This is a genomic window from Chryseobacterium sp. Leaf405 (assembly GCF_001425355.1).
Taxonomy (GTDB): domain Bacteria; phylum Bacteroidota; class Bacteroidia; order Flavobacteriales; family Weeksellaceae; genus Chryseobacterium.
Genome location: NZ_LMQN01000012.1, coordinates 123,886 through 148,451 on the forward strand (window position 1 = coordinate 123,886; position 24,566 = coordinate 148,451).

Annotated in this window: 20 protein-coding genes; 12 read left to right on the forward strand and 8 right to left on the reverse strand. The window is 36.3% G+C overall.

Annotated features, from left to right (window positions below; all coding sequences use genetic code 11):
- Window positions 1–13 precede the first annotated feature (13 nt).
- Window positions 14–3,028 carry a SusC/RagA family TonB-linked outer membrane protein gene (locus tag ASG22_RS06710; RefSeq protein ID WP_055982393.1) on the reverse strand — a complete coding sequence of 1,005 codons (3,015 nt, stop codon included), beginning with the start codon at window positions 3,026–3,028 and terminating at the stop codon, window positions 14–16.
- An 865-nt stretch (window positions 3,029–3,893) separates the two neighbouring features.
- Between ASG22_RS06710 and kduI the strand changes: the two genes are divergently transcribed.
- The 9 genes from kduI to ASG22_RS06755 all read left to right on the forward strand — a co-directional run bounded on the left by kduI (window position 3,894) and on the right by ASG22_RS06755 (window position 15,092).
- Window positions 3,894–4,730: a 5-dehydro-4-deoxy-D-glucuronate isomerase gene (kduI, locus tag ASG22_RS06715; RefSeq protein WP_055982394.1), complete on the forward strand. Its 837-nt coding sequence runs from the start codon at window positions 3,894–3,896 to the stop codon at window positions 4,728–4,730.
- Between the two features lie 8 nt (window positions 4,731–4,738).
- Window positions 4,739–5,521 carry a gluconate 5-dehydrogenase gene (locus ASG22_RS06720; protein WP_055982396.1) on the forward strand — a complete coding sequence of 261 codons (783 nt, stop codon included), beginning with the start codon at window positions 4,739–4,741 and terminating at the stop codon, window positions 5,519–5,521.
- A gap of 17 nt (window positions 5,522–5,538) precedes the next feature.
- Window positions 5,539–6,936, forward strand: a complete 1,398-nt coding sequence (uxaC, locus tag ASG22_RS06725) for a glucuronate isomerase (protein ID WP_055982399.1) — start codon at window positions 5,539–5,541, stop codon at window positions 6,934–6,936.
- Window positions 6,937–7,139: 203 nt separating this feature from the next.
- Window positions 7,140–8,147: a sugar kinase gene (locus ASG22_RS06730; RefSeq protein WP_055982401.1), complete on the forward strand. Its 1,008-nt coding sequence runs from the start codon at window positions 7,140–7,142 to the stop codon at window positions 8,145–8,147.
- Between the two features lie 165 nt (window positions 8,148–8,312).
- A complete protein-coding gene (locus ASG22_RS06735; protein WP_055982403.1) occupies window positions 8,313–8,972 on the forward strand; it encodes a ketohydroxyglutarate aldolase in 660 nt (219 codons plus the stop codon).
- A gap of 22 nt (window positions 8,973–8,994) precedes the next feature.
- Window positions 8,995–10,524 carry an MFS transporter gene (locus ASG22_RS06740; RefSeq protein ID WP_055982405.1) on the forward strand — a complete coding sequence of 510 codons (1,530 nt, stop codon included), beginning with the start codon at window positions 8,995–8,997 and terminating at the stop codon, window positions 10,522–10,524.
- Between the two features lie 155 nt (window positions 10,525–10,679).
- The gene (locus ASG22_RS06745; protein WP_055982407.1) at window positions 10,680–12,143 is read left to right on the forward strand and encodes a tagaturonate reductase; all 1,464 of its coding nucleotides are present in this window, start codon (window positions 10,680–10,682) and stop codon (window positions 12,141–12,143) included.
- A 6-nt stretch (window positions 12,144–12,149) separates the two neighbouring features.
- Complete coding sequence (locus ASG22_RS06750; RefSeq protein ID WP_055982409.1) at window positions 12,150–13,769, forward strand: UxaA family hydrolase; 1,620 nt, start codon at window positions 12,150–12,152, stop codon at window positions 13,767–13,769.
- Window positions 13,770–14,042: 273 nt separating this feature from the next.
- The gene (locus ASG22_RS06755) at window positions 14,043–15,092 is read left to right on the forward strand and encodes a ParA family protein (protein WP_055982411.1); all 1,050 of its coding nucleotides are present in this window, start codon (window positions 14,043–14,045) and stop codon (window positions 15,090–15,092) included.
- A gap of 683 nt (window positions 15,093–15,775) precedes the next feature.
- On the opposite strand, the gene ASG22_RS06765 is transcribed toward ASG22_RS06755, so the two are convergent.
- The 3 genes from ASG22_RS06765 to ASG22_RS06775 form a co-directional block, all read right to left on the reverse strand.
- Window positions 15,776–16,261: a hypothetical protein gene (locus ASG22_RS06765; RefSeq protein WP_055982415.1), complete on the reverse strand. Its 486-nt coding sequence runs from the start codon at window positions 16,259–16,261 to the stop codon at window positions 15,776–15,778.
- Window positions 16,262–16,473: 212 nt separating this feature from the next.
- The gene (locus ASG22_RS06770) at window positions 16,474–16,791 is read right to left on the reverse strand and encodes a nuclear transport factor 2 family protein (protein ID WP_055982417.1); all 318 of its coding nucleotides are present in this window, start codon (window positions 16,789–16,791) and stop codon (window positions 16,474–16,476) included.
- Window positions 16,792–16,815: 24 nt separating this feature from the next.
- Entirely contained in the window at window positions 16,816–17,607 is a 792-nt protein-coding gene (locus ASG22_RS06775) for an SDR family oxidoreductase (protein ID WP_055982419.1), read from the reverse strand.
- A gap of 127 nt (window positions 17,608–17,734) precedes the next feature.
- On the opposite strand from ASG22_RS06775, the gene ASG22_RS06780 reads away from it, so the two are divergent.
- Window positions 17,735–18,109, forward strand: a complete 375-nt coding sequence (locus ASG22_RS06780; protein ID WP_055982421.1) for a winged helix-turn-helix transcriptional regulator — start codon at window positions 17,735–17,737, stop codon at window positions 18,107–18,109.
- 12 nt (window positions 18,110–18,121) lie between these two features.
- Here ASG22_RS06780 and ASG22_RS20905 read toward each other — a convergent pair whose 3' ends face one another.
- The 4 genes from ASG22_RS20905 to xylA all read right to left on the reverse strand — a co-directional run bounded on the left by ASG22_RS20905 (window position 18,122) and on the right by xylA (window position 22,734).
- Complete coding sequence (locus ASG22_RS20905) at window positions 18,122–18,349, reverse strand: hypothetical protein (RefSeq protein WP_131726163.1); 228 nt, start codon at window positions 18,347–18,349, stop codon at window positions 18,122–18,124.
- Window positions 18,350–18,542: 193 nt separating this feature from the next.
- Window positions 18,543–19,571, reverse strand: a complete 1,029-nt coding sequence (locus tag ASG22_RS06790; RefSeq protein ID WP_055982425.1) for a LacI family DNA-binding transcriptional regulator — start codon at window positions 19,569–19,571, stop codon at window positions 18,543–18,545.
- Between the two features lie 345 nt (window positions 19,572–19,916).
- Complete coding sequence (gene xylE / locus ASG22_RS06795; protein ID WP_082504964.1) at window positions 19,917–21,338, reverse strand: D-xylose transporter XylE; 1,422 nt, start codon at window positions 21,336–21,338, stop codon at window positions 19,917–19,919.
- A gap of 64 nt (window positions 21,339–21,402) precedes the next feature.
- On the reverse strand, window positions 21,403–22,734 hold the full coding sequence (xylA, locus tag ASG22_RS06800; RefSeq protein WP_055983457.1) for a xylose isomerase: 1,332 nt from the start codon (window positions 22,732–22,734) through the stop codon (window positions 21,403–21,405).
- Between the two features lie 463 nt (window positions 22,735–23,197).
- Between xylA and ASG22_RS06805 the strand changes: the two genes are divergently transcribed.
- Window positions 23,198–23,911: a DUF434 domain-containing protein gene (locus ASG22_RS06805; protein ID WP_055982426.1), complete on the forward strand. Its 714-nt coding sequence runs from the start codon at window positions 23,198–23,200 to the stop codon at window positions 23,909–23,911.
- Entirely contained in the window at window positions 23,911–24,561 is a 651-nt protein-coding gene (locus ASG22_RS06810; protein ID WP_055982428.1) for a hypothetical protein, read from the forward strand. Before ASG22_RS06805 ends, ASG22_RS06810 begins: the two co-directional genes overlap by 1 nt.
- Window positions 24,562–24,566: the final 5 nt, after the last annotated feature.

Consider the following 24,566-nt stretch of genomic DNA (forward strand, 5'->3'; position numbering starts at 1 on the left):
ATATTAGGTAGGTTTAAAAAGTGATGTCAACTCCTGATAAGATAAATCTGCTACGTGGGTAAGCTGCATAATCTACACCAGGTGTTAAAGGGTTTCTTCTTGTATTAGCTTCCGGATCATATCCAGAGTATCCTGTGATTGTAAATACATTGTTCATGGTAAAGTACAATCTGAAATTGGAAAGACCTAACTGTTTAGTAAACTCTTTACCAAGTGAATATCCTAAAGTTACGTTGTTTAATCTTAAGAAAGAGCCATCTTCAATAGCGTAAGAATGTAAGAAGTATGCACCTGCGGGAGGAGTCCAGCCTGTCGTATTGGCATTTAATGCTGCCAATGCAGTTGGATCATTTACTTTTACCCCTGCATCATCAAACCATCTCCATCTGTCAGCTACTTCAGCCAACATATTATTGTCTCTGTATTGATATTGTGTGGTATACTCAAGTTTATTGGCATTATAAACTTTACTTCCAACTGAAAAGTTAAATAGTAAGCTCATATCCCAGTTCTTATAGCGGAACGTTTGGTTAAATCCACCATAGAATTTTGGTTGAGCGCTTCCTAAATCTGTCATATCTTTGTTGTCGATAATGCCGTCACCATTTAGGTCTGCAAGCTTAAGATCTCCCGGTTGAATTGCTTTTGCACCGTTTGCGGCAGCAGAGGCGTTTGGAACGCCAGCTTTCAATGTATACACCTGCGTTGTAGAATTGTAATCAAAATCACTGATTTCATATCTTCCTGCTGTTACATATCCATAATAAGTACCTACGGGCTTATCAACCTGTACTAAGAAATCATTCAAACTATTTTGCCATCCTGAAGGGTAAGTATATGAAAAAGCGCTTGGAGACGCATTATTTCCTAAGCTTTTAATAGTATTTTTATTAGCTGAGATATTGGCATCAGCTTTCCATGTAAAATTATTTTTGTTGATAATCGTAGTTCCTATTGAGAATTCAATCCCTTTATTGGTAGTACTACCAGAGTTTTGATATTGATACTCATATCCTCTGTCTTTAGGAATTTGTGCTAAAAGTAGCAAGTCTTTTGTGTCGGTCTGGTATACATCTAAACTACCATATACTTTTCCTTTAAATAAACCAAAATCTAAACCGATATTCTTAGAAGTAGCCGTTTCCCATTTTACATTTTTATTTGCAAGGATATTTCCCGTAGTAGCACCAGGTGTTACGTTGGTACCGAATGCATATCCATAGTCCGATGATGTTGTAAAGAAGGTATCATATAAGAAAGCTCCGATTCTGTTGTTTCCGGAAAGACCATATCCTAAACGTAATTTCAAATCACTAATGGTTTTGCTGTCTTTTAAGAAATTTTCTTCAGCAATTTTCCATGCAAAAGATCCCGATGGGAAATATCCCCATCTGTTGCCAGGTCCAAAAACACTGGAACCATCGGCTCTTATAGATGCAGTGAAAATATACTTGTTGTTATAAATATAGTTGGCTCTACCAAAGAAAGATGCCAATCGATCTGGATTTCTTCCTGATCTTGGTGCATCCTGTACCAATCCTGCAGGGGGAGAAGCTGATTGAATGTTAGCAAATGCCTCTTCAGCACCAATAGATTTTGGGAACCATTTGATAGTCATTGCTAATGTTTCACCATCTGTCTTCACCATCTCTTGGCCTGCCAACAAATCTAATTTATGGTTTCCAAATGTTTTTTTGAAGTTTAATGTATTGGTATTGGTAATTCTTCTTGTTTGTGATTTACTTAGAAATACTACAGGCTGATCGTTATTTTGTCTTGCTACACTAGTGATTGTACCTGAAAACTGATTGATAAATTCATCTCTCTGTACATACCCGATCACACTTCTGAACGTAAAGTCTTTATTGATTCTATATTCCAACGTTCCATTAAGCATTAAATCATTCCTGCCATTTTCTTTAATTTCATTATTAGCTAAAAGAACAGGATTTACAAGGTTGGTTTCATTGGCAAATAAAGGATCGAAATCGTCTACATTTACAGTAGATCCTCCTTCGAATGGCTGATATCTTACAGCATTTCTTAATCTGTTTGTACCCTGAGATCCTGTAGAAGATGTTCCTGCTCCGTATATTGTTTGTCTGCTGTATCTGGCATTCAAAGTCATGCTTACTTTCTTAGAAAGATCGTAATCATATTTGAAATTAGCCATGTTTCTTTTGAAACCGGAACCAATCATAATACCATCTTCTTTTACATTGTTTAATGATAATGAGAAAGATGAGTTTTCAGAACCACCTGTAACGGAAAGATTGTGAGTAAAGTTGAAAGCTTCTCTTCCGAAAACTTCATCCTGCCAGTCTCTTTTCTTTACAGTTTTGTATTTTTCAAGGTCGGCATAGGTTCCGTATCTGTTTTTAAAAGTTTCGATATCAGTAAGAACACCTCCTTTGTTGTATAACTCATACTGATAAAGAACGTATTGATACGGATCTAATACATCAATCGTATTCTGAATTTTTCTTACTCCTAAGAATCCATTATAATTAATCGTTGTTTTAGCTCTTTTACGACCTCCTTTTGTTGTAATTAAAACAACTCCGTTAGCCCCTCTTGCTCCATAAATGTTAGTAGAAGAAGCATCTTTCAAAACCTCTATAGATTCAATCTCTTTTGGTGATAAGATAGATAGTGCATTATCCATCTGAACTCCATCTACGATGTAAAGTGGGGCATTGCTCCCTGTAATAGAAGTTCCGCCTCTGATGACGATATCTACATCAGCACCGGGAGAACCTTCACTTAATGACACCTGTACGCCGGCCATTCTTCCCTGAATAGCTTCCGCGGCGTTTGTGGATGGCATATCTTTGATTGCTTCTGCTTTCACAGAAGAAACGGCATTGGTAACATCTTTTTTAGATACCTTGGTATAGCCTACCAAAACCACTTCGTCAATCTGGGTTTCTTTTTCTTTTTTTGTTCCTTTTTCTTGAGCCATTGCAAGGACAGGAAGTAGAAAAACAGTTAGATATAACCACTTTATTGAGTGTACTTTTTTATCCATTTTGTATCCTTATAGTTTTAATTTTGGTTGAAGTCTTTTTTCAATCTTTTTTTGGTGGATAAGTATTCTATTAATTTTGTTAGTGGTAAATATTTTTAAAATTTCACGCAATTAGAAGTGCAATCGATTGCGTAATTTTTTTTGATAAAATATCTTGGCTCCTAAACTAATATTATTTTTTAATACGCAAAGAAAAAAATGTTATTTTTTTATTAATTTGATTGTTTAAAACTGTGTTTTTGATATAACATACGTTAGTTAGTTTTATTTAGTTTTTTGACAATCAGTATTTTATATAATGTTGAGTTATTTAATTATAATGTTAATAAGTTTTTAATTTTCAAGCTGTTTGAACAATTAAAACTTAAAATTTCCTTAAAAATATTAGTTCTTTTTCGTAAAAAAAATCCCCAAAATAATGGTCTAGAATAAAATTTTAATTACTTTCCTGATTTTTATCATCTTTTTGAAAAGTATTTTCAATCAATTTTTTTGATTAATAACAAATAATCTTATTATATATAGTATATAGAAAGATTTTAAGATATTGGTAGAAGATTGATAGTAGAGTTTTGTGAGTATTATTTGGCACGATTTTATATCTTATTATGAGTTAAGTATTAATTTTGGTTAATTTGTTATCATAATATTTTCTTAATTTTTTTTCTTTTTTTGCCTGAATTTATTTTTATTTTATTGTTTATCAGTGTTTTGAAAATTTAAATTAATTTTTTGTTAACTAATTGAAGAATAATTATATATTTATCGCACAAGTATTCTATCATTTTTTAGTGTAATTTTATGCAATCGATTACGCAATGTTTAACAGGTTTTGATAAAACCGCAAAGAAAAAGTAAAAGAAGTATGTCACAATCAGAATTTCGTTACGCCCATCATCCTGAAGATGTAAAAAAATATACAACTGAAGACCTGAGAAGGGAGTTTCTAATAAATGATTTATTCAATGAAGATAAGATAAAATTAGTCTATTCTATGTACGACAGGCTTATTGTAGGAGGTATTATGCCTTCAGCACAAGCTTTAAAACTTGAACCTACAGACGATTTGAAAGCCGAACATTTTCTTGACAGAAGAGAATTGGGAATTATCAACGTCGGTGGTGCAGGAAAAGTAACGGTAGATGGCGAAGTGTATGAACTTGGAAACAAGGAAGCATTATACATCGGTAAAGGTGCTAAAGATGTAATTTTTGAAAAATCGGGTGATGAACAACCTTATTTTTACATCAACTCAGCTCCGGCGCATCACACGTATCCGAATAAGAAGATCACGAAAAAAGAAGCCGAAATTGTAGAATTAGGTGAAGAGAAATATGCCAACAAGCGTACGATCAACAAACTGATTGTTAATTCTGTGTTGGAAACTTGTCAACTTCAAATGGGTATGACAGAGCTTCAACCGGGAAGTGTTTGGAATACAATGCCAGCACATACTCACACAAGAAGAATGGAAGCTTATTTCTATTTCGATTTGGAAGAAGGGCAGACGGTAAGTCACTTCATGGGACAAACTCACGAAACGCGTCATATCTTTATGACCAACAGACAGGCTGTTTTATCTCCGGAATGGTCTATTCACTCAGGGGTTGGAACTTCTAATTATACTTTTATCTGGGGTATGGCCGGTGAAAACATGGATTACGGCGATATGGACGGTATCAAAACTAACGAACTAAAGTAATTTTTCTAATGAATTTATTTGATTTATCCGGCAAAGTAGCGGTCGTTACGGGCGGTACTCACGGATTGGGAATGGCAATGGCTGAAGGTCTTGCCTCTGCAGGTGCTGAACTGGCAATTACAAGTACAACTCCTTCAAAATTAGAAGAAGCCTTAGAATATTATCACAGTAAAGGATATAATGCTACAGGTTACCTTTTTGATGTGACAGACGAACTGGAAGCCGCTCAGAAAGTAGCATTAATGCTTGCTACACATGGAAAAATAGACATCCTTGTCAATAATGCAGGAATCATCAAACGTGTTCCGGCTTTAGAGATGGATGTTGCAGACTTTAGAAAAGTAATCGATGTAGATCTTACCGGTCCTTTCATCATGTCTCAGCTTGTTGGGAAGCACATGATTAAAAGAAAATCTGGTAAAATCATTAATATCTGCTCAATGATGAGTGAGCTGGGTCGTGATAATGTAGTGGCGTATGCTTCTGCAAAAGGCGGTCTTAAAATGCTTACCAAAAATCTGGCTACAGAATGGGCAAAACACAATATTCAGGTGAACGGTATCGGTCCGGGATATTTTGCGACTTCTCAGACAGAACCGATCAGAGTAGATGGGCATCCTTTCAACGATTTTATCATCAGCAGAACTCCGGAAGGAAGATGGGGCAATCCTGAAGATCTTGCAGGAACGGCTATTTTCTTAGCGTCAGACGCAAGCAGATTTATCAACGGACAGATTATTTACGTTGATGGAGGAATTTTGGCAACCATCGGGAAGCCTGCTAATGAATAACAATAGAATACACTAGAATGAAACCTTTTATTACAGATAATTTTTTATTACAAAATAAATACGCTGAAGAATTATACTTCAAATACGCAGAAAAACAACCAATTATTGATTATCATAATCATTTGATCCCTAAAGATATTGCCGAAAACACTGTTTTCGAAAATATCTCTAAGGTTTGGATTGCTGGTGATCATTACAAATGGAGAGCAATGCGTACCCTTGGAGTAAATGAAAAATTCATCACAGGTGATTCTTCAGATAAAGAAAAGTTCGAAGCTTGGGCAAAAACAGTTCCTTATACATTAAGAAATCCTTTGTATCACTGGACGCATTTAGAGTTAAAAAGATATTTCGGAATTGATGAATTGTTGAATGAAAACAACGCTTCAGAAATTTACGACAATATCAGCGCTCAGCTTCAGACTCCTGAAAAATCGACAAGAGGTTTATTGGAGATGATGAACGTAGAATCTTTGTGTACAACAGAAGATCCTACAGATATTCTGAATTACCATCAGGATTTGGCAAAAAGTGACTGGAAAGTAAAAGTAAGTACCGCTTTCCGTCCTGATAAAGCGATTTTAATTGAAAATCACAATTTTGCAGATTATATTGCTAAATTAGGCGAGTCAGCAGGAGTTGAGATCAATTCTTACCGGACTTTATGTGATGCTTTAATCAAGAGAATTGAATATTTCCACGAAAACGGATGCAGATTGTGCGATCACGGATTGAACAATATTTCTTTCGAGGAAGCTACAGAAGCGGAAATAAGTGCCATTTTCAATGATAAAATTTCAGGAAAAGTTATTGCTGAAAAGCAGGTTAACCAATTCAAAACTGCGATTTTATTGTTCTTAGGCGAAACGTATCATAAGTTCGGTTGGGTTCAGCAATTCCATTTAGGAGCTTTGAGAAATAACAACGAAAGAATGCACAGAATCTTAGGTCCGGATACGGGTTGGGATTCTATCGGTGACTTCGTGCAGGCTGAAACTTTGTCTAAATTATTGAACACTTTAGACGGAAAAGATAAATTAACAAAAACAATTCTTTATAACTTAAATCCTGCAGATAACGAAATTTTCGCAACAATGATCGGGAATTTCAATGACGGAAGCATTAAAGGAAAAGTACAGTTCGGTTCGGGCTGGTGGTTTTTAGACCAGAAAGACGGAATGATCAAGCAGATGAATGCCCTTTCAAACATGGGATTGATCAGCTGTTTCGTGGGAATGTTAACGGATTCAAGAAGTTTCTTATCTTTCCCAAGACATGAATATTTCAGAAGAGTTCTTTGTAATCTTTTCGGTGAGGAAATGAAAAAAGGCGAATTGCCAGATGATATGGAGCTAATTGGTAAAACAATTTCGGACATTTGCTATCATAACGCTAAAAATTATTTCGATTTTTAATTTCGAATAAATAAAATTTTAAACCATTAAGAGGATTGAAGGTTAAACTTATACTTTTTAATGGTTTAAAAATCTTCAAATAATTAAGATTAATAAAAGTTTCTGCTTATTTGATCTTTTATTTTCAAAATATTAACTTAAAATAGCTTAAATCTCAAAAAAAATCATGTTTTTTGTGATTGAATAAAGAGTTAAGTAAAAATATGGGCAACAAAATTCTTACTTTCGGTGAAGTAATCATGAGACTTTCGCCTCCCGGAAACAAAACAATGAAGCAAAGCCACGAAATGGAATTCTTTTTTGGCGGAACTGAGCTGAATGTAGCTTCATCATTGGCAACAATGGGTTGCGACGTGACGCATATCAGTAATGTTTCTGATGATTTTGTGGGAGAATCGGCACTTTCTTTCATCAAAAGTTTTGGTATTAATACAAGCTTTATCAATAAAAACGAACATCCTTTAGGATTGTATTTCCTGGAAGTTGGTTCATCAGTTCGCGCAAGCAGAATTGCTTATAACAGACTGAACGGTTCATTTGCCAATATCAAACCTGAACAAATTGACTGGAAAAAAGCGTTGGAAGGTTGCCAGTATTTCCACTGGACAGGCATTAGCCCTGGAATTTCGGAAGGTGCTTACGAATCTTTGAAAGAAGGTTTATTAACTGCCCGTGAAATGGGAATCGAGGTTACAACTGATCCAGCTTACCGTTCAAACCTTTGGAAATATGGTAAAAACGGAAATGAGGTTTTAAAAGAACTCGTTTCTCTATCAACAATTTTCATCGGTGGTGTTAATGAAATTAATGAGATTTTAGGAACTCAGTTTCCATCAAATAAAGAAGGTTTCCTGGAAGCTTGTGAAGAGTTGAAAAAGCAATGCCCTTCTATTCATAAAATTTTCGACAAAATAAGAATCGGGGTTACGGCGAGTTCTCAACAAACGAAAGGACGAGCTTTGGTGAACGGAAATTATTTTGAAACGGAATTTTTAGAAATAGATCAGGTCGTTGACAGAATCGGGACAGGTGATGCTTTTGCAGCAGGTTTAATTTATGGTTTATTGAATTTCGATGACGAAAAAGCCTTGAATTTCGCCAACGCGGCTTGTGCCATCAAACATACAATTTTAGGTGACATCAACTATTGCAGCGCAGAAGATATTCTCGAAGTAATGGCGGGAAATTCAGGAGGGCGTATTAAAAGGTAATTGGCTTTGTCTTTTACAAGCGAAGCGACTTCGTGAACCTTAAAGCAGTTAGTAGTAAAAAAATCTTCGTGCACTCTGTGTTCAGAAAAAGATTAAAACAGCACACTAAAGGATGGATTTAATCCTATCAAAGATTATTTTTCTAACAGAATAATTTAAACAAAAATGACAAAAATTCAAACAGTTACAAATGCCATTATCAATCAGGGGATTTTACCTTTGTATTATAATGCTGATGAAACGGTAACTTTAGATATACTAAGATCGCTTTACAAAGCAGGAATCCGGGCAGTAGAATATACCAGCCGTGGGGAAGCTGCGTTGAGTAATTTTACTAAAATGGTAGAAATCCGTAATGCGGAGATGCCGGAAATGCTTTTAGGAATCGGAACTATTAAGAATGTGAAGCAAGCTGAAGAATACTACAAAGTTGGCGCAGATTTCTTTATCAGTCCTGGTTTTGTGGCGGAAGTTGCCGCATTTTTAATTCCAAAAGATGTATTATACAGTCCGGGTTGTATGACACCGACTGAAATTATTGAAGCTGAAAGTTCAGGAGTAACTTTCATCAAATTATTCCCTGGAAATGCTTTAGGTGCAGGATTTATGAGCGCAATCAAAGACGTGTTCCCAAATCTGAAATTCATGCCGACAGGAGGAGTAGATACTACTAAAGAAAGCATCGAGAGCTGGTTTAAAGCCGGAGTTTCTGCGGTAGGAATGGGTAGCAAATTGGTTAGCAAAGAATTAATGCTTGCTAAAGATTATTCAACGATTGAAAATGAAACTAAAAAAGTACTGGATATTATTCAGACTTTAAAATAATAACTAAATTCTTACAACTAACATGAGTTCAGTTAAATCTCTAAAACCGAGTCAGTACAGGTGGACGATCTGTTTGCTTTTATTTCTTGCCACAACGATTAATTATTTAGATCGTCAGGTTTTATCACTAACATGGAAAGATTTTATTGCTCCGGAATTTCACTGGAATAACAATGATTACGGAAACATCACTGCTTTATTCTCAATTTTCTATGCAGTAGGAATGCTTTTCGCAGGAAAATTTGTGGATTGGATGGATACCAAAAAGGGTTTCCTTTGGGCAATCGGAGTTTGGTCTATCGGTGCCGTTTTACACGCATTTTGCGGAGTTGCCACCTCAGGAATCCTTACAGGAAACTGGCTGGCAGGTTTTCACGGATCTAAAGAATTAATTGGTACAGTTTCAAATACTTCAGCAATTATCAGTACAAGTGTAACATTGTTTGTCTTTGCACGTTTTGTATTGGCAATTGGTGAAGCAGGAAATTTCCCGGCAGCGATTAAAACTACAGCAGAATATTTCCCTAAAAAAGACAGAGCATTTTCTACAAGTATCTGGAATGCAGGAGCAACCGTTGGGGCTTTGGCAGCACCGCTTACTATTCCTTTCATTGCAAAATCAATGGGTTGGGAATGGGCATTTATCATCATCGGTGCTTTAGGATTTGTATGGATGGGACTGTGGGTTTTCGTATACAAAAAACCACATTTGCATAAGAGAGTCAATGAGCATGAATTAAAATATATCAATCAGGATCAGGACGATCTTCCTAACGAAGACACTTCGGTTCCGGAGAAAGTATTTACGTTCAGAGAATGTTTCAGCTACAGACAAACCTGGGCTTTTGCCTTTGGAAAGTTCATGACAGACGGTGTTTGGTGGTTCTTTTTATTCTGGACGCCGGCGTATTTAAGTTCAGTTTACGGAATGGATTCTACTCAAAGCGCATTGCCGTTATTTGTACTATATATGATTACATTACTTTCGATTATCGGAGGTTGGCTTCCAAAATATTTTGTGGAGAAGAAAGGAATGAACGCTTATTCAGGAAGAATGAAAGCGATGTTGATTTTCGCATTTTTCCCATTATTGGCATTATTAGCACAGCCTCTTGGCTCAGCAACTTACTGGATTCCGGTTTTAATTATCGGTATTGCAGGAGCAGCACACCAGGCTTGGTCGGCGAACATCTTCTCAACCGTTGGCGATATGTTCCCTAAAAAAGCGATTGCAACGATCACCGGAATTGGTGGAATGGCTGGAGGAATCGGTTCATTTATTATTAATAAATCTTCAGGGGTTCTATTTGATTATGCTCATAAAGCTTGGTCGACCGTAGATGGAGTTCCTTTGTTGGAAAAATATCCTCAATACATCAACGAAAGGTTACCGGACGGATTTTTTGAACAATTAGAAAAATCAGGAGCAATCGTTAAAGACGGAATTGATAAAGGATATATGATTATTTTCTCAATCTGTGCTGTAGCATATTTAATTGCATGGACAGTTATGAAAACATTGGTTCCTAAATATAAGGTAATTAGTAAATAAAAATTCTAAATCTTCAAGGTTTCAAAAACGTTGAAGGTTTGATAAAAGCGATAGCTTTCTCCGTTGTGTAGAACGCCTTTGCGAACGAAAAATATACAGCATAATGTCCAAAAAAAACTTGCGGACTTTGCGTTAAAAATCATCCAATAATAAAGATGGAAAATCAAACAAAACAAAAATTAAACCGCCAAAACAGCGGATTAGATACCAAACTTCCTATTAAGATCGTACAATTTGGCGGTGGGAACTTCATGCGTGGATTCACAGATTATGTGATCGACAAAATGAATAAAGAAGCGGGATTTAATGCAGGAATTGTCAATTTACAGGCAACACCAAACGGTTCTATTCAGAAAATGGAAGATCAGGATAATTTATACACACTTTTCAACAGAGGAATAAAAAAAGGTGAAATTATCGATCAGAAGCAGATTATTTCTGCGATTCAGAAATCTGTAAATCCTTATGCAAATTACGATGAATTCTTAGCATTGGCAAAAGAAGAAGAATTAGAATTTATCTTCTCCAATACTACAGAAACAGGAATTGCTTACGATGAAACTGAAACTTCTTACGAAGGTCCACATAAAAATTTCCCTGCGAAAGTAGCGGTTTTATTGCACGAAAGATTTAAGCATTTTAATGGAGCGGCAGATAAAGGCTTGAGAATTATTCCTTGTGAATTAATTGAAGATAACGCATTTGCTTTAAGGAATATCATCCTAAAATATGCCCAACTTTGGAATTTAGAAGAAGAATTTGTGCAATGGATTGAACAAAGTAATTATTTTCATAATACATTGGTAGACAGAATTGTTCCGGGTTATCCAAAAGATGATGCAGAATCGTATGAAGACCAGTTGGATTATGAAGATCATAATATGGTCGTTTCAGAAACATTCTTGTTATTTGTGATTCAGGATGCAGGAAATTTAAATGAAAGAATTCCTTTCAATAAAATTAACGAACAGATTTTGGTGGTTGATGATATTCAGCCGTACCGTTTAAGAAAAGTGAGAATTCTGAATGGCGGTCACACCTTAATGTTGGCTCCGGCGATTTTAGCAGGTAAAGAGCTTGTAAAAGAAGCGATTGATGATCAGTTTATCGGTAATTTCCTTACTGAATCAATTTTTAATGAAGTTAATCAGACGTTAGGGTTGGATGAAACTGAACTGAAAGATTTTGCTGAAGAGGTTTTTGACCGTTTCAGAAATCCGTTTATCAAACATCATTTGGCAAGCATTGCTTTGTATTTTGTTTCGAAATTTAAGGTAAGAGTTCTTCCAAGTTTGTTACAATATGTTGAAACCAATAACAAGCTTCCATTGAATTTAACATTCTCTTTGGCAAGTTTAATCAGATTCTATCAGGGAAGTTATGGCGAAAAATCTCTTCCATTGAATGATGAAGCACCAATTGTTACTAAATTTAAAGAAATCTGGGCGAATGAAGATTACGAAACCGTAGCTGAATTGGCATTAAGCGAAACCAGTTTCTGGAATACAGACCTTACTAGGGTTGAAGGCTTGAAAGCAGCAGTGGTAAAAGCATTGTACGAAATCGATCACAATGACATGGAAACTGCTTATAAAAATTTTATTCAATTTTATTCTTAAAATATCATGCAAAAGAAAGTACTGAAAGTAAATCCTAAAGACAACGTTATTGTAGCGCTGTTGGATTTACCTGCCGGAGAATCGGTGCATCTAGACGGTACAGATTACACGGTTGTAAAAGATATTAAGGCAAAGCATAAATTTGCTGCCGTAGATTTTGAGGATGGCGACCATATTATCATGTATGGCGTAATCGTTGGAAAAGCAAACCAATCCATCAAAAAAGGCGAGGTGATTACCACCGAAAACGTAAAACATCAAAGTGCAAAAGTCGTAGGTAAAACCGATACGTTGGGCTGGACTCCACCCAATGTTGACAAATGGAAAGACCGTACTTTCATGGGTTACCACCGTGAGGACGGACAGGTGGGAACGGAAAACGTTTGGCTCTTCTTTCCTTTGGTATTCTGTGAGAACAAGAATATCGAAACACTGAAAGATATTTTCGAAAAAGAATTGCTTCACGATAAAGCAAGCAAACATCAATTGTTACTTCGTTCGTTATTAAATGGCGGAGCAGATTCTGATGTTGCGGTGGAAGAAGAAGAACAGGATACAAGAATATTTAAAAATATTGATGTAAGATTCATCACGCACCAAGGTGGTTGTGGCGGAATCCGTCAGGATGCCGAAGCACTGGGAAGACTATTTGCCGGATATGTGAACAACCCGAATGTTGCGGGTGCTACGGTTCTTAGCTTAGGCTGTCAGAATCTTCAGGTGCAGATTTTTATGGATGCCCTTCACGCATTAGCTCCCGATAATAAGAAACCGATTGTTGTTTACGAACAGCAAAAATCTGGTACAATCGATGCGATGTTGACGGGTGTGATTAAAGATTCTTTTGAAGGAATTAAACAGACTAATAATATAGAGAGAAAACCAGCCTCAATCACGAAACTGAATATTGGTTTGGAGTGTGGTGGTTCAGACGGTTTTTCAGGAATTTCTGCCAACCCGGTTTTGGGTGAAGTTTCCGATATTATGGCAGCAGTGGGCGGAACAACGATGCTTGCTGAATTCCCTGAATTGTGTGGAGTAGAGCAGGAGTTGGTCAACCGTTGCATCAATGATGAAGATGGTGTAAAATTCCTGAAGCTGATGAAAGATTTTGAAGCATCTGTCGTTGCGGCAGGATCAGGTTTTGATATGAATCCGTCTCCCGGAAACATCAAAGACGGTTTGATTACCGATGCCATGAAATCTGCAGGAGCCTCAAAAAAAGGTGGTTCTGCACCAATTGTTGAAGTGCTGGATTTTACTGAATATGCTACAAAACCAGGTCTCAATCTTCTGTGTACTCCCGGAAATGATGCCGAATGTACCACCGCTTTGGTGGGTTCAGGAGCAACAGTCGTTCTCTTCACGACAGGTTTGGGAACACCGATGGGAAATCCTATTGCTCCGGTGGTGAAGATTTCTTCGAATACGGTGTTGGCAGAAAAAATGTCAGACATCATCGACTTTAACGCAGGAACAGTAATTAGCGGAGACAAAACAATTCCCGAAGCGGCAGACGAACTGCTGGAACACATCATTAAGATCGCAAGCGGTGAAGAAAAAACTAAAGCTGATCTACTTAATCAAAATGATTTTATCCCTTGGCGACGAGGCGTTAGTTTATAAGAAATTTTATAATTATTGTTTTAATTATATAAATATTAGGGTTGAAAATGCTTCTTGCTTCGGTAGGGAGCATTTTCTTTTTGTAGATAACGCAGAATCGATAGCGCGGATTTGCAATCCGTGCTTAGAATAATGTTTGCAGAAAGTCACGTCACGGATTGTAAATCCGCGACATTGCGATTTTATAATATTTTCCGTGTTTTTTTATGAATTCCCAGTATTATGTCGGTATATTTTCTTTTTTGTATATTTGATTAATTAAAACTAATAATTATGACAAACAAAAGCTACGTAATGTGGAACAATAAAGGGGGTGTAGGTAAAAGCACTATTACTTTTCATATTGCATCTGCTTATGCGGAACAAAACCCTGATAGAGATGTTGTGGTAATAGATATGTGCCCTCAAGCTAATGTATCTTCAATGTTAATGGGGGGAGGAAGAGAAAGCGAAGATGCACTTCAAGATCTAATATCAAAGCCTGAACCACAAACTATAGTTGGTTATATTACTGCAGAAACTTTAACAGGCAATGCTGATATTAACCAATTTATTACTAGGGTTTCATCAATTAATTCAAATTTATCTGAAAACCTATACTTAGTTTCAGGTGATGGTAATCTTGAGTTAATTGCACCTCTACTTTCTCAAAGAGCTGGAGCAACTCCTTTATCTTCTGCTGACAATCCTTGGATTAAAATCCATACTATTATTAAAAATCTTACTGAAAAAAGAGTTATTGAAGAGCGACCATGTACTTATTTTATCGACACAAATCCAAGCTTTGCAATATATACCCAACTTGCAATTGTTGGTGGACAAGAGTTATTAGTACCAGTAAATGCCGATGATTCATCTATTTTTGCTATTACGGGCTTATTTAACTTGATCTGGGGTAGTACTGAAATACATCCAGTATATGGCAAGTACACATTTGCAGAAAAAGCCAAAGACCATGGTCTAAGTTTACCAAAGATATCATATCTATTAGGAAATCGATTTACTCAAAAAATTGGTGCGGCAAATGCCTTCAAAGCTTTATCTGATGAAGCAATTGGCAGAATGTTTACTGAATATGAAGATGATCCTAATAAATTTGAAAATAGAGGTGCGACAATTAGAACAAAAGATGATTTTGAACATGCATATAGTGTTGAGCTTCGTGATTTTAATAGTGCTGGAGTAGTAGCTGCTAATCAAGGCATTCCATTAAGCAAAATGACCAAACATACTTATGAAGTTTATGGTATGAAAATTCAAGTTTCAAAAGAGCAGAGAGAACTTTGTAAAAAAGCTATTGACTACCTTGTTGCAAAATTATAAATAACATACGGGCCTTCTTATCTCTATAAAATAAGAAGGCTTTTACCCTAAACTTGCGCAAGTATTATACTCGTACCTCCAATACTATCTGAACCCTCAGGTATTGTAATTATTTAGTGAGGAGCTGGGATTAGATAGCTACCCCACGCTGGCGCGAGCATCCTGCTCGTGCCCATTCAAAAAAGACACGAGCGAGACGCTCGCGCCAGCAAAACAAAAAACAGGTATTTCCACTTTCTGAACCCCAATCGACACATCCAAAACTTATCCGACACGTTCTGAATAAGTCCCAATACGTTCCACAAAGCTTCCGATACATTGCACAACCTATCCCAACACGTTCATCAGAAGTCCGGCGGGGTTATCAATGCCTTCGATGGGGTAACGTATTTCTCTGAACACGTTACCTAACCTATCCCGACCCGTAAAAGATACTTCCGGATAGGTAAAAGACCACTCCCAACCTATTCCAAACGTATTCCGAATGGTAAGCAACCCCGCCCGACGATTACACAACGTCTCCAGATGATTACACAACGTCTCCAAACCTATGGTGGACGTATCAGGAAGAGTAAATAACCTCATCCGACTATTGCAAAACCTATCCGAAGGCGTGAACGAGATAGAAGAAGCATAAAAATACCCCTCCGTATCAGTGGGAGGGGTAAATGATAATTTGTGTGTTACTTTTTTGCTTCGGGTGGAGCAGTGGTCGTTGCGTTTTTCAGGAAGAACTGCTTGAGGTCTTTATACTTGTCCTCAAATCCCGGTGACGCTGTTCCTGCTTTGTACGTTGTGTAAGAATAATCTACCAATGCCGACTGATAATTGTCGTAATCGTGGAGCGTTTTGGCATTGTTCAGTCTTGTGATGATGCTTTCGAGCCTGCTGATCATCGTTTCCATATTGTTTCGGGAACTGTGATCCTTATTGAATTCATCCCAGTCAACTTCGGGAGAGCTCAGGTTGGGCTGGCTGCTGTTGTAGTCTGATACTTTGTTTACGAAGAGCTTGTTTTGCTCGTTGATGCTTCCGTAGCGTTTACGGTCTTCTGCAGAAAGATTGATTGTGATTTCAGCAAGTGCTGTTTCCAATGCTGCGATAGCATCCTGTGCCGCAGTGATTTTTGCAGTGCTCAAATGGGTGGAGTTTAGATTTGTTAATCCCATCATTTTTGATTTTAAAGGTTATTATTGTATGACTAAAATCGTGTGTTTTTAAATAATGGAAACTAAGGTAGAGAAAATTTCAATACATCAGGAAGAATTTTTTGGATAGATCGACAATCATTACATGATACATTTTGATAAAAATACAGAAAGGGCTGAAATGAAAATTTCAGCCCTGAATATATAAATATTGGGTTTTCAGGTAATTATTTTTACTCTGTTACTTTTAAGTTCTGAATTTTTCCGTCGGCAATTGTAAAGTGAAATTGTAATACAATTGGGCTTCCCGGAAATGTCCCTGCAATTTTCGCCGATAAGATATCTTCTTTTTCATCAAACGCTACAGGTTCCATCGTGGCTCTGTAATCTTTGTTGGATTTATCAATCCACTGTTCTATTGCTGCTTTTCCGTTATGAGTCTTGCCTTCATCAAGTACTTGTGCATCTTCAGCGAAGCAGTTGGCATAGGCAGCACTGTCAAATTCATTTTGGGTCTTTACTAATTCCTGAATTACTGTAGGTAAGTTCATCGTATTTTTATTTTTTTAAGATTATTAAATTGTCGGTACGGTTCCGCCGTCGATTACATATTCGGTTCCGGTTAAGTAGCTGGCTCTTGGGGAGACAAGAAAACCAACAAATTCAGCAACCTCTCTCGGTTCGGAAGGTCTGCCAAAAGGGATTCCGCCCAAAGCATCCATCGCGCCCTGCTGTGCTTCTTCTACGGTACTGTTGGCATTTCTTGCAATTTCACCCAACCATGCTTTTGATGCTGATGTATTGATCCACCCCGGTGAAACTGTAAGAACACGAACTCCTTTTGGAGTTACTTCATTCGAGAGACTTTTGCTGTAATTTCTCAATGCTGCTTTGGAAGCGGCGTAAGGCAAAGTAGAATCATATAAAGGAAGCTTGCCCTGAATAGAAGCAATGTGGATGATTACGCCACTTTTTCTTTCGATCATTTGGGGTAAAAATCCTCTGTCTAATCGTACGGGAGCAAGTAAATTAGCTCTTAGTGTAGATTCCCAGTCTTCATCCGTTAAAGCGTTAAAGCCACCGGCAGGAGTTGTAGAAGAACCAAGGTTATTGATCAGAATATCCAGTCGCCCATATTTTGATAGTACTTCACCGATTAATTTCTCTGATCCTTCTGTTGTGCTTAAATCAGCAGCGATGAAATGCAGATTGCTGTTTTCTTCTTCCGGCGTATTTCTTGCCGAAATAATCACGGTTGCGCCGGCTTGCAATAGTCTTTCTGCGATGGCTTTTCCCGTTCCTTTTGTACCACCTGTTACCAATGCTATTTTGCCTGATAATTCATTGTTAAAATTAAACTGTTCCATTTTTAAATTTGTTTATAGGACAAAATTGGGGTATAAAAACAGTTTGTACAAGTACGGAATTACGATTCAGATAGGGATAAATTATTCCCCTATTGTACAAATCGGAACATAGGTTTACATTTGCTTTATGTATGAGAGAAAAATAATTCCGAATTTAAATTGCGGTCTTGATCTGATCGGTGAAGTGCTTTACGGCAAATGGAAAATACGTCTGCTCTGGTTTATTGATCAGGGACATCAGCGACCGAGTGAATTGCAGCGTAAAATCCCTGATGCTACAAGACGGGTTTTAAATATTCAGCTGAAAGAGCTGGAAGATCATGAATTGATTACCAAGAAAATTTATCCTGTAGTACCGCCAAAAGTAGAGTACAGCCTTACCGAATTGGGTAAAAGCGTTATTCCTATAATTTTGCAGTTGGGAATCTGGGGCGACGAAAACGAAACGCATTTACGAACCGTTATTTTGAAGCGTTTAAATGCAGAAAGTGAATCGCTTTGATACGGCTATGATTCAAAAAAGTAACGTTGTTAAAAAAGGTAAAAATAAAGTCAATACTGTGAAAGCGGCATCTCCTGTATGTAATCTTCTGTACTCACCTTGTTCCCAGCTTGATTGCATATAGCCCGTCATCAGTGGCTCGTTTCCGAATAGTATAAGAAACAAGTTTCTGAATATCCAATGATAAATCATAAAGAATAGCGGCAAAAATGTCCATGTTGCAGCATTTCCGTTTACCATCTTTAATGATTCACGGTTAATATTAAGATAACCAAATAAAGCAATTAAGATGGTGAATATTAATAGTATGAAAAATGTTTTTTTGTTCTTAAGTATTTTATAGAATAACCACAAAATCATTTGACCAATAACGCCAAGCGAAATATAAATAGATTGATGATCCAAATCCATCTTTGTATATACTAAAATAACATTATCTCCTTTTCGAAGATTTTCTGATGTAAAGCTGCGGTGCTAATACAACTTTTTTCTCAGTAGAAACCCCTGAACCATTTTCTTTGATACTTTCCATAAATACCTGTCCTGCCATTTTTCCCATCGTAACGGGAGTTTGGTCTACCGAACTCATCGGAAGCTCCATGAATTGGGTAAAAGGTTCATTTGAAAACCCGATCACCGCTACTTCTTCCGGGATTTTAATTTTACGTTTTTTCAGTTCCTGACAAGCGCCCAAGGCTGCAAAATCACTGGAAGAGAAAATAGCATCAGGAACAGATTTTCTTTCCCAAAGCGTTTTAATAGCCTCAATTCCGGCATCAATCGAACTGCCGGTGATAATGATATTTTCGTCTTTTAAAGATAACTGATGATCAATAATAGCCTGTTTATACCCGTTTAAACGATTCTGATAAATTTCAAGGTTAAGATCCCCTGCAAAATGACAGATGTTTTTATATCCTTCTTTGATTAAATGTTCCGTCGCCGAATATCCGCCACGGTAGTCATCAATCGTCACCGTGCTGATGCCGGCGATGTCTTTTTTACGGTCGAAAAAGATAATTGGTGTATTGGTGGTATCTAAAATACTCTGGATATGTTCCGTATCAACAGTCGTTTTGGAAACAGACATGAAAATGCCGTCTACCTGAGCATTCAGTAACGTATTCATGTGTTTTTTTTCTATGTTTACGTCTTCATGACTCTGGCAGATAATTACATGATAACCAAACGGAGACAATTCTTCCTCAATTCCCCTGATAACGGATGAAAAGAAATTGGTATTCACGAAGGGAACGATAATTCCGACGTTTTTTGTTTCCCCGCTTTTTAAGGCTTTGGCAAGATTATTCTGCTTATAGTTCATTTCTTTGGCAGTCGCCTTTACCAGATCTTTGGTTGCCTGACTGATCCTCGGATGGTCGTTTAATGCCCTGGAAACAGTTGCCACACTTACATTAAGCTTTCTCGATATGTCGTATATGGTGGCACTTTTTTTATTCATAGAAGTTTTTTCTAACTGTTTGTGTATATCAGATTACTATACATTATTGGAGTAAATTTAATCAAATTATGTATATCCAAATGGAAATAAGATGTATTTTATAGAAGTTTAAGTTTAATTAAAATTCAATAAAGTGCAAAATATATTTAAATGCTTAATTCTCTTTATATTAAAATAGGCCTCACTTAATATAAAACCAAGAATTTGTTAAAAATAAGTTGTTTTTATATTCAAAAATGATGGCTTATATGAATTAAAATTACCTAAAACGGATAATTATTTTAACCAAAAGAGACACCGAAAACCGATGTCTCTTAATAACTAACTATTGATGTAAAAAATATTCTACTTTTTCCAAAGTTTTTCAATTTCTTCCAGAGATTTTCCTTTAGTTTCCGGAACCATCTTCCAGACAAAAAACAGTGAAAGAATGCTCATTACTCCATAGAAACCGTACGTAAAAGCCCCACTGAATTCCATCATAAACGGATAGGTGGAAGAAATTAAATAATTCGCAGCCCATTGTGCCGCAACCGCAATAGCAATTGCCGACCCTCTGATTTTATTTGGGAAAAGTTCTGAGATTAAAACCCAGCAGATGGGTCCCCAAGACATCATAAAAGATGCGGTGTAAATGATGATGAAAACCAACGTAGCAATCCCGATAATCTGCATGTATGAGAAAATAGCAATGGCAAACATTCCAATCGCCATACCAATAGAACCGACGATCAATAAAGGTTTTCTTCCCCATTTATCAACCGTGAAAATTGCTACAACCGTGAAAACAACATTTACAAGTCCCATCACAACGGTTTGAAACATTGAAGCATCTTTATGTACGCCCATGCTTTCAAAAATTCTCGGAGCATAGTATAATGCCACATTAATTCCTACAAATTGTTGAAATATAGAAAGCAATATTCCGATCACAATTACTGTTTTACCGAAAGCGAAAATTTCACTTTTGTTTTCTGCAACCGTTCCTTTGATTTCATTAAAAATCTCCTTGCCTTGGTTTTCACCATTAATTTTAGTTAAAATTTTGAGCGCTTCTGCATCTTTTTTAATGAAAGTTAAATATCTCGGCGTTTCAGGAACAAAGAATAATAAAATCCCAAACAATGCCGCAGGAATCGTTAATGATAAAAACATATAACGCCACCCGATATCATTGATCCATTCGATAGATTTTCCGTCTGCAATTCCCCAGTTCACAAAATAAACCACCAACATTCCGAAGATAATCGCAAACTGATTTAAAGAAACCAATCTTCCACGAACTTCTGCAGGTGCGATTTCACCAATATACATCGGACAAACGGCAGAAGCCAGTCCAACTCCGATTCCCCCGATAATTCTGTAAAAATTGAAAGCAAGCAAAACTCCCATTGAATGTTCACCCTGTTTAAAGAATAAAAATTCCGGATAAGCTGCTCCCAAAGCACTGATGAAAAATAAGAATGCAGCAAGCATCAATGATTTTTTTCTTCCCAATTTAGTCGAAAAATATCCTGATACCGCTCCTCCGATGATACAGCCGATCAATGCGCTGGAGATTGTTGCTCCATGCGCAAGAGAACTTAATCCCAAGGGAATGATCAGATATTCCTGGATCGATTTTTCTGCTCCGGAAATTACCGCAGTATCATACCCAAACAAAAGTCCGCCTAACGTTGCCACCAAAGTCAGTACGGTGACGTAGGTCATGTTGATTTCCGCTTTTGTCCCAGAGGAATATTTTGGTCCGGAATCTATTATTTGCATAGTTTCATCTAGTTTTAATTATGGTTAAAATTTGAACATTTCAATGTAAAATATTCAAAATATTTTATAAATATTGGTTAATCAGGCTTTCTAAATATTCCTGCTTACCGCTTTCTCTTCCAACTTCTCCCAGAAGACTTTCAGCGTGAAAAGCAAGATCAGTTAAAGAAAGTTTTCCTTCTTCGAAATCTTTTCCTTTTCCACCATCGAAAGAAGAATATCTGTTGGTTCTGATTTCAGAATATTTTGATTTTTCTAATATTTTGTCGGCAGCTAGGAAAGCTCTTGCAAAATTGTCCATCCCGCTGATGTGTGCTACGAAAATATCCTCAAGATCTGTAGAGTTTCTTCTGATTTTAGCATCGAAATTCACCCCTCCGCCTTGAAAACCTCCAGCCTGGATGATTACCAACATTGCTTGCGTCATTTCATATAAATCAACTGGGAACTGGTCTGTATCCCAACCATTTTGGTAATCTCCACGGTTTGCATCAATACTTCCCAATACATTATTATCTGCCGCAACCTGAAGTTCGTGCTCGAACGTATGCTGTGCTAATGTTGCGTGATTTACTTCAAGATTTAGTTTAAAATCATTTAATAAATCGTACTGACGAAGAAAATTAAGACACGTTGCAGCATCAAAATCATACTGATGTTTTGTAGGTTCCATTGGTTTTGGCTCAATGAAGAAAGTTCCTGTGAAACCTTGTGCACGTGCATAATCTTTAGCTAAGTGTAAAAATTTTGCCATGTGTTCCTGCTCACGCTTCATATTGGTATTAAGCAAAGACATATAACCTTCACGACCACCCCAGAAAACGTAATTTTCTCCACTTAATTTGATCGTTGCATCTAATGCGTTCTTTACCTGTCCACCAGCGTAAGCTAAAACATCAAAAGAAGGATTGGTGGCAGCACCATTCATGAATCTTGGGTTCGAGAAACAGTTTGAAGTTCCCCAAAGCAGTTTAACTCCAGAAGCAGTTTGTTTTTCTTTCGCATAATCTGTGATGAATTCTAATCTTTTTGTTGATTCTTTGAAATTATCAGCTTCATCAATCAAATCGTAATCATGGAAACAATAGTAAGGAACGCCTAATTTTGTGAAAAATTCGAAAGCAGCATCCATTTTTTCTGTAGCTCTTTGTTTGGCATCAGAAGCTGTTAACCAATCAAACTGCTGTGTTCCTGCTCCGAAAGGATCTCCTCCTGTTGCGCAGAATGTATGCCAGTACGCTGTAGCAAATTTGAAATATTCTTTCATCGTTTTACCACGAACTACCAAATTCTCGTCGTAAAATTTAAATGCTAGCGGATTATCAGACTCTCTACCTTCAAATTGAATTTTTTCAATCCCTTTAAAATATTCTTTGTTACCAAATGTAATTGCCATTATATGTTTGTTTAAAATATTAAGTTCTTTAATGTAATCGATTGCACTTCTCAATTGGATTCCCAAAAAATATAACCTTTACATAAAATGCTATTGGGAATTTTTAATATAAAATCAAATTTTCAATGGTATTTATTGATGAAAATTGATGTTTTATTAATAATTGAATGTCTTTAAAAGTAATAATTTTATATTATATGCAACAGAATTTTATTAATATCTTATTTTGTATGATAAGGTGTGGTTTATCTATTTGTTTTCTAATATATTGTTGATTGTTTTTTGATTAAAAATTTAAGATAAAATCGTCGGAAAACTAAATTTTAGATTATATTTTTTTTACCAAAAAGTAATCTTATGAGCAATTTTTCTCTATTTCTGAATTTTTTATAAAAAGTATTTTGAGCGGATGACTTTTAAAAATCCCATGAATTATATTCACTAAAAACTTTTACATTTGAGGATGAATAACAGAAATCGTGGTAAAAACACTGGCGACGATACATTATTTGGTTCAGAGAAGCAGATTGGAAAACTCAAATCGGCGATTACGGATATGCAGTATTTGTTGAGTCGGAATTATGCAGAAAAAGCTTCCTCCGATTTGGTTGGAAATCATTACCGCTTGAAAAGTCGACAAATCCAGGCTTTGCGTGGCGCTTCAGCTTCGGAAATTCAGATTCAGAACAGAAAATCAAAGCAGCTTACAATTTCAGATTTAAAAGGTCAAACGATTTATCTCGATGGTTTTAATGTTTTAATTTTATTGGAAAGTTTGCTTTCTGATGCTTATATTTTTGAAGGAGCTGATGGATGTTTCCGGGATCTTTCCGGTGTTCATGGAACGTACAAAAGAGTGAATCAAACTCAAAAAACGATTGAATTAGTCGCTGAATTTTTTAAAAAATCACAGTCAGATAAATTAATTTGGATTTTCGATAAACCTGTTTCCAACAGCGGAAGAATTAAACATATTATTTTGGAATTTGCTCAGGAAAATAATCTCAACTGGAATGTTGAATTAGAATTTAATCCGGATAAATTTTTAGCTGAGCATGCTGAAATTTCCGTTTCTTCCGATGCATGGATTTTGGATCACTGCAAAAATTGGTTTAATCTTATTGGATATTTGATTGCAGAAGAAAAGCTTTCCGTTAATCTTATGAAAATGTTGTAATGATGAATTTTGAAGAATTAATTCCCTTATTTTCTGATAAATGGAAAGCAAAATATCAGAAGATTTTATTTGAAGAACATCTATTAAGTTTAAGTGAAAATATTCAGAGATTTAAAGAACAAACATTCGATTGGGATTTCCCTTTCTTTAATGAAGAAGTTAAAATTGATCGTGCTGAAAGTTTCAATAAATTCATTAATATTTTTGAATCTGAAGATTCTGACGAAATTAAAGCAAAGCAATTGGAAGAGATTCCTTTTGAATATTGGCTGAACATTTTAGGTCAAAGAATAACGTCTGCAAGTCTTCGTGATGAAAATGCAATTCCACCTTTGAAATGCTTACTTATTGAATCCTGCGAAAAACCTTTCAACAACGAAATTACCATTGCCCAAAGAGCCTGGGAAAAACACGTTGGAAGATTGGACGATCCGTTTTGGGGTGAAGTAAAAGGAAATAATCAGCAGAAACAGCAAATCGTAATGGAAAAAATTAATTATATTTTAGATCATAAAACCTGGTGGAATGTCTTCTTTCATTATAAGCATGAATTGGTTTTTGAGGTCAGAGAAAAAGACGGTCACGGAATTCGTTGGAGCCACGGTGGGAAACATTTAATCGGGTTCCTTGAGTTTTTTATTAATGATTAGTCTGA

Coding starts and splice junctions, on each gene's coding strand:
- ASG22_RS20905 (WP_131726163.1), bottom strand. CDS start 18,349: ATGGTAAACGGAAATGCTGCAACATGGACATTTTTGCCGCTATTCTTT.
- kduI (WP_055982394.1), top strand. CDS start 3,894: ATGTCACAATCAGAATTTCGTTACGCCCATCATCCTGAAGATGTAAAA.
- ASG22_RS06765 (WP_055982415.1), bottom strand. CDS start 16,261: ATGGGATTAACAAATCTAAACTCCACCCATTTGAGCACTGCAAAAATC.
- ASG22_RS06790 (WP_055982425.1), bottom strand. CDS start 19,571: ATGAATAAAAAAAGTGCCACCATATACGACATATCGAGAAAGCTTAAT.
- ASG22_RS06745 (WP_055982407.1), top strand. CDS start 10,680: ATGGAAAATCAAACAAAACAAAAATTAAACCGCCAAAACAGCGGATTA.
- ASG22_RS06810 (WP_055982428.1), top strand. CDS start 23,911: ATGATGAATTTTGAAGAATTAATTCCCTTATTTTCTGATAAATGGAAA.
- ASG22_RS06780 (WP_055982421.1), top strand. CDS start 17,735: ATGTATGAGAGAAAAATAATTCCGAATTTAAATTGCGGTCTTGATCTG.
- ASG22_RS06750 (WP_055982409.1), top strand. CDS start 12,150: ATGCAAAAGAAAGTACTGAAAGTAAATCCTAAAGACAACGTTATTGTA.
- ASG22_RS06730 (WP_055982401.1), top strand. CDS start 7,140: ATGGGCAACAAAATTCTTACTTTCGGTGAAGTAATCATGAGACTTTCG.
- ASG22_RS06775 (WP_055982419.1), bottom strand. CDS start 17,607: ATGGAACAGTTTAATTTTAACAATGAATTATCAGGCAAAATAGCATTG.
- ASG22_RS06740 (WP_055982405.1), top strand. CDS start 8,995: ATGAGTTCAGTTAAATCTCTAAAACCGAGTCAGTACAGGTGGACGATC.
- ASG22_RS06755 (WP_055982411.1), top strand. CDS start 14,043: ATGACAAACAAAAGCTACGTAATGTGGAACAATAAAGGGGGTGTAGGT.
- uxaC (WP_055982399.1), top strand. CDS start 5,539: ATGAAACCTTTTATTACAGATAATTTTTTATTACAAAATAAATACGCT.
- xylE (WP_082504964.1), bottom strand. CDS start 21,338: ATGCAAATAATAGATTCCGGACCAAAATATTCCTCTGGGACAAAAGCG.
- xylA (WP_055983457.1), bottom strand. CDS start 22,734: ATGGCAATTACATTTGGTAACAAAGAATATTTTAAAGGGATTGAAAAA.
- ASG22_RS06805 (WP_055982426.1), top strand. CDS start 23,198: ATGAATAACAGAAATCGTGGTAAAAACACTGGCGACGATACATTATTT.
- ASG22_RS06735 (WP_055982403.1), top strand. CDS start 8,313: ATGACAAAAATTCAAACAGTTACAAATGCCATTATCAATCAGGGGATT.
- ASG22_RS06770 (WP_055982417.1), bottom strand. CDS start 16,791: ATGAACTTACCTACAGTAATTCAGGAATTAGTAAAGACCCAAAATGAA.
- ASG22_RS06720 (WP_055982396.1), top strand. CDS start 4,739: ATGAATTTATTTGATTTATCCGGCAAAGTAGCGGTCGTTACGGGCGGT.
- ASG22_RS06710 (WP_055982393.1), bottom strand. CDS start 3,028: ATGGATAAAAAAGTACACTCAATAAAGTGGTTATATCTAACTGTTTTT.